This is a genomic window from Streptomyces sp. NPDC093260 (genome assembly GCF_040683715.1).
In the GTDB taxonomy this organism is placed as follows: Bacteria; Actinomycetota; Actinomycetes; order Streptomycetales; family Streptomycetaceae; genus Streptomyces; species Streptomyces sennicomposti.
The window spans coordinates 1-2624 of sequence record NZ_JBFBEK010000065.1; the positions used below are offsets into that span (position 1 = coordinate 1).

6 protein-coding genes are annotated in these 2624 nt (G+C 72.9%); 5 read left to right on the forward strand and 1 reads right to left on the reverse strand.

All coding sequences use genetic code 11. The features are described 5' to 3' along the window. The 4 genes from AB0N63_RS36060 to AB0N63_RS36075 all read left to right on the forward strand — a co-directional run. Positions 1 to 283, forward strand: a 283-nt coding sequence (locus AB0N63_RS36060; RefSeq protein ID WP_365536235.1) for a carboxyl transferase domain-containing protein, incomplete at its 5' end; no start/stop codon positions are given. Between the two features lie 15 nt (positions 284 to 298). Next, positions 299 to 508, forward strand: a complete 210-nt coding sequence (locus AB0N63_RS36065; protein ID WP_365536237.1) for an acyl-CoA carboxylase epsilon subunit — start codon at positions 299 to 301, stop codon at positions 506 to 508. A gap of 81 nt (positions 509 to 589) precedes the next feature. Then, complete coding sequence (locus AB0N63_RS36070) at positions 590 to 718, forward strand: hypothetical protein (protein WP_365536240.1); 129 nt, start codon at positions 590 to 592, stop codon at positions 716 to 718. Between the two features lie 193 nt (positions 719 to 911). After that, the gene (locus AB0N63_RS36075) at positions 912 to 1532 is read left to right on the forward strand and encodes a nucleoside triphosphate pyrophosphatase (RefSeq protein WP_365536242.1); all 621 of its coding nucleotides are present in this window, start codon (positions 912 to 914) and stop codon (positions 1530 to 1532) included. 17 nt (positions 1533 to 1549) lie between these two features. Here the strand turns inward: AB0N63_RS36075 and AB0N63_RS36080 are convergent, their stop codons facing one another. Next, entirely contained in the window at positions 1550 to 2149 is a 600-nt protein-coding gene (locus AB0N63_RS36080; protein WP_365536245.1) for a hypothetical protein, read from the reverse strand. Between the two features lie 375 nt (positions 2150 to 2524). Here AB0N63_RS36080 and AB0N63_RS36085 point away from each other — a divergent pair. Then, the coding region (locus AB0N63_RS36085; protein WP_157847070.1) for a biotin carboxylase N-terminal domain-containing protein at positions 2525 to 2624 on the forward strand (100 nt) is incomplete at its 3' end.

Sequence of the window (2624 nt, forward strand, 5' to 3'; positions counted from 1 at the left end):
CTGGCCCACCGCCCAGATCGCCGTCATGGGCGCCCAGGGCGCCGTCAACATCCTCCACCGCCGCGCCATCGCCGCCGCCGACGACACCGAAACCGTCCGCGACCAGCTCATCCGCGAGTACGAGGACACCCTCCTCAACCCCTACGTCGCCGCCGAACGCGGCTACGTCGACGCCGTCATCATGCCCTCCGACACCCGCACCCACATCGTCCGCGGCCTGCGTCAACTGCGCACCAAACGGGAAACCCTCCCCCCGAAGAAACACGGCAACATCCCCCTCTAGCCCCAGGGAGCGGACATGACCATCAAAGTCGTACGCGGCAACCCCACCCCCGAGGAACTGGCCGCCGCCCTGGCGGTGGTCCGGGCGCGCGCCGTGGCGGCTGCGGCCCTGCCGTCCGGCGCGCCGGGACCGCACGACTCCTGGGCCGACCCGTCCCGGATCGCCGCGCAGCGCGTTCCGCGCCCGGGCCCGGCGGCGTGGGCCCGCACCTACTGGCCCGCCTGAGCGAGCCGCCCGGAGGGGCCCCGGCCCACTTGAGTACGCGTACTCAGGCGCCGGGGCCGCTGCGCGCCGCACGATCGGGGAATGCTGTGGTCCGACCCCGAGAACGAGCCGCCGGAAGAACTGCGCGCCATGCAGGCGATGCTCCGGCGGCTGGGCGTTCTCATGGCGCTGGCCATGGTCCTCACGATGGTCGTCATCGGGCTGCGGTGAACCCGGCCGGGGCGTCGGCCGCCGGCCGGGTGGGCGCCCCGGGCCGACGGAGGCGGCAGCGCGGCCCTGAACCTCCCCGAGCCGACGGAGACGGCGCCGCGCCGGGCGAACCGCCCCCGGCCGAGGACCGCGTGTCCGGGTCCGCCGTCCGGCCGAGGTGAGCCGTGGCGGCCCGCGCCGATACGCTGACCGCATGACCGATCAGCAGCGCCGCCGCCTCGTGCTCGCCTCCCAGTCCCCCGCCCGGCTCGGGCTGCTCCGGCAGGCCGGACTGGACCCGGAGGTGATCGTCAGCGGGGTCGACGAGGACGCGGTCACCGCGCCCACCCCCGCCGAACTGGCGCTCGCGCTCGCCGAGGCGAAGGCCTCCGTGGTGGCGGCCCGCCCGGACGTCCACGGCGCCCTGGTGATCGGCTGCGACTCGGTGCTCGACCTGGACGGCCGGGCGCTCGGCAAGCCCTCCGACGCCGAGGAGGCCACCGCCCGCTGGAAGGCGATGCGCGGCCGGGCCGGCACCCTGCAGACCGGCCACTGCGTCTGGGACACGGTGAGCGACCGGTACACCTCGGCCACCGCCTCCACCGTGGTCCGCTTCGGCGAGCCCACCGACGAGGAGATCGCCGCCTACGTCGCCTCGGGCGAGCCCCTCCACGTCGCCGGCGCCTTCACCCTGGACGGCCGCTCCGCGCCGTTCATCGACGGCATCGACGGCGATCACGGAAACGTCATCGGCATCAGCCTCCCGCTGGTCCGCCGCCTCCTGGCCCACCTCGGCGTGAGCATCACCGACCTGTGGACGCCCGCCCGGGACTGATCACCGCCCGCCCGGACTCAGGAACCGGCGACCGGTCCGACCGGACCGACGTCGGACGGCTTCCCGCCCCGCGGCGTGCCGCTCTCCGGGCCGCCGCCCTCCACCGGGACCCCGCCCGGACCGCCGCTCTCCGGAACCGTCCCCGGACCGCCGCCCCACGCCGGAGCCGTCCCGGGACCGCCGTCCTGGGGACCGGCATCCGAGGGAATCGTCCCGGCCGGCCCCTCCACGACGTCGTACGTCATCAGGAGCAGCACGATCAGCGCCAGGGCGACGATCAGGAACACGAACGCCTGCCAGCCCACCAGCCCCCACGACACGGCCGCCAGCACGCCGTGCACCACGGCCGCGCTGATCAGCAGGAGGCGGCCGAGGCCGGCCGGGCGACGCCCGCGTACCGCCACCAGCAGGGCGACCAGGCCGCACACGGCGAAGTACAGGCCGAAGACCACGGCGCCGACCTTCGAGGAGGTCGAGACCACGTCCGGGTCCGATCCGGCCAGGGACATCCGCTGCCGGTGGACGACCTCCCCGAGGATCCAGTTCAGTGCCGCCACGCCCAACGCCTCGGCGAAGAGCACGACCGCCACCACCCACGCCACCGGTCTGCGCACCACCGGTCCCACCCACTTCCCGCCCGCCGCTCCGTCCGGAGCCCTGTTACCGCCAGTACCGTGAAGCCATCGCGAACGCTACTAACGGGTAAACCTGGGGACAAGAGTCCTACGAACGGCAAAGAATCATTGGGCCATTCGTAGGGACTCCACAAAGAAACGAAGTGGGGCGCAGCACGCTCTCACAGAGACCTTGACCACATCAGAGGGCTAGGGTTTCTCGGAGGAGTCCTGCGTACGGCGACGCGACAAGGGATTTCGCGGGTCGAGCGAGCCTCGAATCACGCTCCGTGTGGGCAAGCTCACCATCGGGGACGGGTCGATGCGCCGTGTCGGCAGTCCCTAAACTCGGCTTGTTTCAAGGAGGGAGCCTCAATCGTGCGCAAGGTGCTCATCGCCAACCGTGGCGAAATCGCTGTCCGCGTGGCCCGGGCCTGTCGGGATGCCGGGATCGCGAGCGTGGCCGTCTACGCCGACC